Below are 7,244 nucleotides of genomic sequence, written 5' to 3' on the forward strand. Positions count from 1 at the left end.
TTCCATAGTGAATTTACTTTATGCTTGATTTTAGATTCGTAACTCAAAGCAGATGAGTTACTTCGCAATACACGCTATGAATCGCAAGCAATTCTTGCAAGGACGAGAATAGGGGATAAACCTATCGCAATTTATAGAGGATTCCTCTTAATGCAATGCTTGAAAAACATCTTGTGCCAAGGCAGGGGATAGCACTTTTGTTAGTTCCTCTAAATTGGCACGATAAATTCCCTCAAAACTCCCAAAATAAGACAAAAGTTTATTTTGTGTTGCTTTGCCAATCCCTTTGATTTCTAAAATTTTTGATTGTTGCATTGTTTTTTGTTTTTGTTTTTGGTGGAAAGTGATTGCAAAACGATGGGCTTCATCGCGCAATTTTTGAATGAATTGCAAACGCTTGTCGCTAGGGGCAAGGCGATAATCCTGCAAGGCTTCATCACGCAAAATATCCCTTGCGCTTCCTTTGGCGCGGTAAGCCTTGCTATCTACTTTTTCTTTTGCAATTCCAATGACTTCCAAATTTACCCCCGCACTATCAAGCAAGGTTCTAGCCAAGTTGATTTGCCCCGCTCCTCCGTCTAGAACCCATAAATCCGGTGGGGATTCTTTGTCAAAATCCGCAATTCTACGCTCCAGCATTTCACGCATTTGGGAATATTCGTCTGCTCCTTCCAACAAATACTGCCGATAAGATTCCTTGCAGAATGCCCCATTTTCATATACAATCATCGCCCCAACGCATTGCGCGCCTTTATGGTGCGAAGTATCAAAAACTTCAAAGCGGAAAGGAATGCTTTGCAAGCAAAAGAGTTTTTTAATCTCGCTAAGCACTTCCTCCTCATCGTTTTTTTGCAAACGCAAAATCTCTTTACCATTTTGCAAAGCAAGTTCGCACAATCGCTTTTTCTCTCCATTTTTGGGATAATACAAAGGAATTTTTTTGCCAAGATTTTGTTGTAAGAAATTTTCTAATTCCTCCGCAATCTCTCCTAAATTAAAAGGAATCAAGATTTGCTTTGGTTTTAGAGGCAAATCCTTGCTATAATAATTTAGCACAGCTTGTTTGTAGATTGCGCTTTCATCAAAGCCCATTTCGCTTTTAATGATTTGTGTTGCGCTAGAAACAATCTTGCCACTGCGCATAAAGAGTTTAACTAAAACAGCGCGTTTTTCTTCGCAAACAAGAGCAAACACATCTAAATCTTCTAATCGTGCAAAATCAACAGAGGAAATAGGGTTTAATTGCTGAATCTTTGCGATTCTATCCCGCAAGATTCCAGCTTCCTCAAAACGCAAATTATTGGACAAAAACAGCATTTTTTCTTCTAATTTTGCAAGGATTTTTTTGGGATTTTCTATGCAATGGAGCGCGTTTTGCAGAATCTGATGATAGGATTCTATACTTACGCGCTCCTCGCAAGGCGCAAGACATCTTTTAATCTGATAAAAAAGACAAGCTTTTTTGCCTTGTTTGCAAGATTCTTTTTGCACAAGCGGAAAAACTTCATAAAGGCTTTCTAGCAAATCACGCGCCCCGCTAGAGTAAGGTCCAAAATAGCGCAAACCTTGTGTTTTTTTAAAAACTTTTCTTGTTAGAATAATGCGGGGAAAATCCTCTTGCGTATTGACGCATAGATAAGGATAAGTCTTGTCATCGCGCAAAAGAATGTTGTATTTGGGTTTGAGTTGTTTAATCAGTGAATTTTCCAAAATCAAAGCGTCATTTTCATTTTCTACGATGAGATAACGCACTATTGCGATTTGTTGCACCATTTGTGCGATACGCGCACTCAAATTGGGCGCGGGCGATAGAGTGGGAGTGAAACGAAAATAGCTTTTTACGCGGTTTTTAAGATTCTTTGCTTTTCCCACATAGAGCAATCGTCCTTCACTATCAAAATAATGATACACACCGCTTTGGTTTGGAATCTTTTTTAAGACTTCTAAAAGATTGTTAGAGAGCGGTTTAAGCTTGGTAGTTGTCTCTTTGGATTCCATAAAAATCTTACAAACATTTCTCTTGATTTTGTAGAATCGCTTGGCGGATATTTTCAAAGATTTCAAAGATTTCGGCATCTTTTGCGTAATTAGTGAAATTTCCGCGAGCGAGTTCGCCATAACACTGCGCGACTTCATTTTCTTGCCGCAATTCTACTTCTTTGTGGTAAGCATTATAAGTTACAAAGTATTGAATATCTTGCACATTGGTAAGAGAGGATTTTTCCTTTTGGTAAGTTTTTAAGAGCTGCTTAAGAAGGGAGATTTTATGATAAAATTCCTGTTTAAAAGCCGGGTGTTTGAGTGCCAAAAATAAAATGTCATTCTTGATGTAGCCAAAAGCGATTCCACCTTTGATACTAAGGGGAAGCAAGCGAATAAACTGATTAAGTTGGCTGACTTCGTAATATTTTTGATAGCAAGGAGTGCTAAAGAGATGAGACAAGACTTCCGATACATTTTTCATTTTTTAATTATAGCACAGATTTTTTGTCTTTGTTTTTTAAGTGTGGGTTGTGGATTCAAAGATGACCCTTACAATCCAAAGAACAAAACAAGCCAAAAAGAAAATAGAATTTATGCGCAATCTCAAGAGTTAAAATAAGGATTTGGAAATGTTTAATTTTGATGTAATTATCGTAGGGGCTGGTGTTGCAGGATTGTATGCGTCTTTGAATCTGCCTAAAAATCTAAAAGTTTTAATTCTTTGCAAAGAGCAACCTTGGGAATGCAATACTTTTTATGCGCAAGGCGGAATCGCAGTGGCAAAGGATATTAACGATATTCCCTTGCATATAGAAGATACACTAAACGCTGGTGCGGGAATGTGTGATGAAAAGGCAGTCAAGACATTGAGCGAGGAAAGTTTGGAGGTGTTAGAAGATTTGATTGCGCGTCAAACCCCTTTTGATAGAGACGAAAAAGGCGATTTGCTCTTCACCAAAGAAGCAGCCCATAGCACCTCACGCATTATCCACGCGGGAGGAGATTGCACGGGCAGGGTTTTGCATTCGCATTTGATAGCACAAGTTTCCCATACATTGTGGAAAAATGCTGCTGTTACAGAATTGCTCATTGAGGGAAATCATTGCTATGGTGTGAGTGTGCTAACTAAACGCGGAAGTTATAATCTTTATGCCAAACATATAATTTTAGCAAGCGGGGGAGTGGGCGCGCTTTTTGAATACCATACAAATGCTTACACGATTTCTAGCGAATTGCACGGAATGATTTTAGAAAATGGTTTGAAGCTTAAAGATATGGAAATGTTGCAATTCCACCCCACCGTGTTTGTGAAAACTCCCCACGCACGCAAAATGCTTTTGAGCGAAGCCTTGCGAGGGGAGGGGGCTAGGATTGTAGATTTTTGGGGAAATCGCTTTTTGTTTGATTATGATTCTTCAGGTGAGTTAGCTCCACGTGATAAGGTTGCGCGCAGTATTTTTGACTATAAGATAAAGTTGCAAGAAAAAAATCCCAACGCACCACAAGAGCAAAAGGAAGTTTATTTGGATTTAAGTCCATTTTCTAAAGAGTTTTTTTATGAACGTTTCCCTAATATCGCACGCAACTTAAGCGCGCTTGGGTATGAATTGCCAAAAGATAGAATCCCGATTTCTCCTGCATTTCATTATTGTATGGGAGGGATTGAGACAGACGATGTAGGGCGGGTTGTTGGTATGCAAAATCTTTATGCTATGGGAGAATGTGCCTGCACAGGCGTGCATGGGGCAAATCGTTTGGCGTCTAACTCGTTGCTAGAGGGCTTGGTATTTTCAAGACGCAGTGCCAAAGAGATTTTAGAAAGCTATGGGGCAGGAAATAGAATCCAAGATTCTAAATCGCGGGAATTTCCTTTACATTCGCAAGTATTGCAAAAAGAACAAGACGAGAATCTCAAGGCAATTTTGCGTCATTTGATGTGGCATAAAGTGGGCATTATTCGTAAAAAATCCGGCTTAAATGAGGCTTTGGGCGGGGTAGAAGTAATGTTACAAAGCGGGGTAGGGAGACTCTTGCGTTTGCGGTTATTGACTGCTAAGAACATCATAGAATCTGCGTTAAAGAGGGATTTTTCCGTCGGTGCGCATTATATTGAATAATGCTTGTTTGCGAAGATTCTTTATTGTGTTATAAAGTGTAGTAATGTCGGCAGATGATTTGGGGTCATCGTAAGCTAAAGTAGTCTATAAGCTTAATTTGACAAATAAGATTCTGTTGCGAGATTCTAAATGATAAATTTATGCGTTGTGGGTGAGTGTTTTACACGCACGCCACGAATGTTACGCATTTTGCAAGAACAAATCTTATTGTCCTTTTAAGCTCTCTATATAAGCTTCTATTGCTTGGAAGTCTTTTTCATTCAAGCCTCTTAGGTTCATTTTCATTAATGCCCCTTTCCCATAGATACTTCTTTTGCCCTCGCTATAATCTCTCATAAACTGAATCCTTAAATCAGAGGGAATGTCTTTAAGAGGTGGGACGCTAAGATAAAGCTTTTCTGCCTTTTCTCCGTGGCAAACAGCGCATCTTTTGTAGAGTTGCGCACCCTCTACTGCAAAAGCACTTGCCCCCAAACAAATCAAAGAACAAACGACGAATAACTTTTTCATAACTTACTCCTTATTGATGAAATTAAATTTAAACCTAATCTAACATTTGTTGGATTGATTCTTTTAGGCTTTAAGCCAATAGCCAAATGAAATACTAAAACAGATAATTAAACTTCAAATACCCTGAATGCCCTGTGGTATTGTCCGAGAAACTTCCACTATACACAACATCAAAGGTAAGGACATTGCTAAGAGGCACATAGATTCCGACATTAATAAACTCATTGAGTTCGTCTAAATCCATTTCTTTTGAAGCCTTTTGTCTGTTATTGCCTACTGCGTAGCTTCCTGTTAGGTCTAAATCGGGATTAAAGATATATTTCAAACCTCCTTCTATATAAGTGTGAAGCTTAGGATTCCAAGCTCTGCTCCATAGCACACTTGCTCTTGTATGGAGAAAATTCAAATCTTGTCTATCAATTTTTGTATTTGCGATATTTAAATTATAGCTTTCAATCATTCCACCCTCGTATCCTAAACCGATTTTTGGTGTAATGATATTTTTGCCCCACAAATAATTTACTCCCAAATCTACTCCTGCATTATAAAAGTAGCTTCTAGGGTCTGCGCTAGAGGTTGTTCCAATAGAATCTGATTTCAAGCGATTATTCCTTAGACCAAAGGAAGCGTCATATTGCGCATAGAGTTCTGCTTTTTCGGATAGATTGGTAAGATAATGCAACATCTTAAACCCTCCATAGAGTGTTTTTGAAAGCACATTAGTGTTTAAAGAACCTCCTTGAGAGTCTGCATCCTCTCCCTCAAATCCGACATAGAAAGAATACAAATTGTTAAAAGGAGTGATTTTGCTATATCCTGCGATGATTCCTTGCACATTTCCGCTCATTTTAGTGCCATTGCCTACTTCTACTTCTTGGGAAGAAATATAAGGCAACACATAGACAATGCGGTCTTTGAAATACAAAGAATCTAAATTAGGGCTTTGATTGATAATATCTGTCCCTAAAGCTCCTGTGGCATTTGCATAATGCACTTGATTTCTTAAAGACGCATCATAGAAAGTTGTTGAGTGGTTAAAAGCATTTTGGAGATTCATCAAAGAAGTGGTGGCGACATTGTTTGCAAAGCTTGAAATCCTTTGATTGCCTGTAATAATACTTTTAGCCCCACTTGTTGCATTGAGATTATCCAAATCTAGCGAAGTTGTGAAGTTTCCATTTGCGTCCATTGTGAAGTTAAAAATATCTCCAGCGTCTGTTACAATGGTTTTGATTTGATTTAAATCAAAACTTCCTGTTAGAATGTCATTGATATGACCCGGAAGTGGCTTTCCTTGAGTATCTAAAGTAATCTTGTCGAAGGTAATATTATTCGTATTATTCCCACTAATATTGTGAGGATTATCTGTGCCGATGAGGATATTTTCTATTTTGATATTTCCACTCCCGCTATTTTCTATATGATTTCCACCATTTCCTTGAATGATTCCAGAAGAATCAATCGTGAGATTTCCACTTCCTCCATAATGAATGCCTCCTGCAATAACAGAGCCCTTATTATTTGTGATTTTATCTAGGGTAGAACTACTATCAATTGTAATGTTGCCTCCTATTGTAGAATTTCCTGTATTGTCTATTTTCCCTACTTCTGCTCCATTCTCAATCTTAATGTTTCCTCCAATGCTACCTGCCTTTGATGCCGAACCATTTTCAATCCCACTTACAAAAGAACCAGCCCCTGTAATGGTAATATCTCCTGTAACTTGATTTTCAATATGAATCCCTTTTCCTGCGTCCTTGTTAATATCGGCTTTAGTTATGGTAGATACATTAGAGGAGCTGTTAGCCAAAACCCCTACCACACCTCCATTGCTTACCGTGATACTACCTGTGGTGCCTTGAGCGAGGCGAATGACACCAGAGTTAGAGTTTGGTATTTGCTTTGAAACAACTTTACCTCCATCAATGTTAATGTTGTTAATTGCGCTAGTTCCTCTATCAGTATATATAGCATAGGTGTCATTAGATACAACAGCACCCTTGATTGTGAGATTCTGTATACTACCCTCTCTAGCATAGATAGCAGCTCCATAGTCGTGGTAGATTTTACCCTGAGATTCAATCGTAAGATTTTCAATAGTTCCACCTATCTCTATCCCTTGAATCTCGCCTTCATTGATATAATTTTCAACACTAGTTCCACTTTGCACCCAAGCGGCTCTCCCATCATTTTGTGTTTTTAGTGCTCCCTTGTTAGTAATAGTGTTAATATGAGAATGATTTGTAACCTCAAGGGCAGAACCTCGTGTTGCTGTGATACTTGTTCCATTATCAATAGTTAAGTTTTTGTTGCTTCCATTAGAAGAAATTCTTTGGCTAACATTGTTAGCTGTAAAAGTACCCGATATTGTGCCTGTATTTGTATTATATTGAAGGCTTGTGGTATTATCCCAATCTCCTCCCACTGCTCTTGCTTGTGGAGCATTTCTAGGAGCGGGGGTATTTGAGGCTTGGGCAACACTTGAGATTTTCAAAGAATCAGGACTAGCTTTGCTAGATACCTCACTTAAGGCATGAAGAATATTACGATTTGAAGTATTGCTCTGTTGGCTTGGATTTGGAGAATTTAAGTTTGAAAGGATTTTATCTTGTAAATCTACAAGTTGTGCGGGGG

The 7,244-nt window shown here is 38.5% G+C and carries 5 protein-coding genes; 1 reads left to right on the top strand and 4 read right to left on the bottom strand.

What is annotated here, in order from left to right; genetic code table 11:
• Nucleotides 1-147 precede the first annotated feature (147 nt).
• Complete coding sequence (gene uvrC / locus K2N75_RS00005; RefSeq protein WP_297681579.1) at nucleotides 148-1,998, bottom strand: excinuclease ABC subunit UvrC; 1,851 nt, start codon at nucleotides 1,996-1,998, stop codon at nucleotides 148-150.
• A 7-nt stretch (nucleotides 1,999-2,005) separates the two neighbouring features.
• Nucleotides 2,006-2,464 carry a hypothetical protein gene (locus K2N75_RS00010; protein WP_297681582.1) on the bottom strand — a complete coding sequence of 153 codons (459 nt, stop codon included), beginning with the start codon at nucleotides 2,462-2,464 and terminating at the stop codon, nucleotides 2,006-2,008.
• A gap of 148 nt (nucleotides 2,465-2,612) precedes the next feature.
• Here K2N75_RS00010 and K2N75_RS00015 point away from each other — a divergent pair, with 148 nt between their 5' ends.
• On the top strand, nucleotides 2,613-4,100 hold the full coding sequence (locus tag K2N75_RS00015) for an FAD-binding protein (protein WP_297681583.1): 1,488 nt from the start codon (nucleotides 2,613-2,615) through the stop codon (nucleotides 4,098-4,100).
• 204 nt (nucleotides 4,101-4,304) lie between these two features.
• Here K2N75_RS00015 and K2N75_RS00020 read toward each other — a convergent pair whose 3' ends face one another.
• Entirely contained in the window at nucleotides 4,305-4,610 is a 306-nt protein-coding gene (locus tag K2N75_RS00020) for a c-type cytochrome (protein WP_297681585.1), read from the bottom strand.
• Between the two features lie 94 nt (nucleotides 4,611-4,704).
• Nucleotides 4,705-7,244: hypothetical protein (locus tag K2N75_RS00025; RefSeq protein ID WP_297681587.1), on the bottom strand; the 2,540-nt coding region annotated here is incomplete at its 5' end.

This window comes from Helicobacter sp. (assembly GCF_029067145.1).
Lineage (GTDB): Bacteria > Campylobacterota > Campylobacteria > Campylobacterales > Helicobacteraceae > Helicobacter_D.

Bases quoted from the DNA above. Each gene is read 5' to 3' on its own strand.
- K2N75_RS00015 (WP_297681583.1), top strand. From the start codon at position 2,613: ATGTTTAATTTTGATGTAATTATCGTAGGGGCTGGTGTTGCAGGATTG.
- K2N75_RS00020 (WP_297681585.1), bottom strand. From the start codon at position 4,610: ATGAAAAAGTTATTCGTCGTTTGTTCTTTGATTTGTTTGGGGGCAAGT.
- uvrC (WP_297681579.1), bottom strand. From the start codon at position 1,998: ATGGAATCCAAAGAGACAACTACCAAGCTTAAACCGCTCTCTAACAAT.
- K2N75_RS00010 (WP_297681582.1), bottom strand. From the start codon at position 2,464: ATGAAAAATGTATCGGAAGTCTTGTCTCATCTCTTTAGCACTCCTTGC.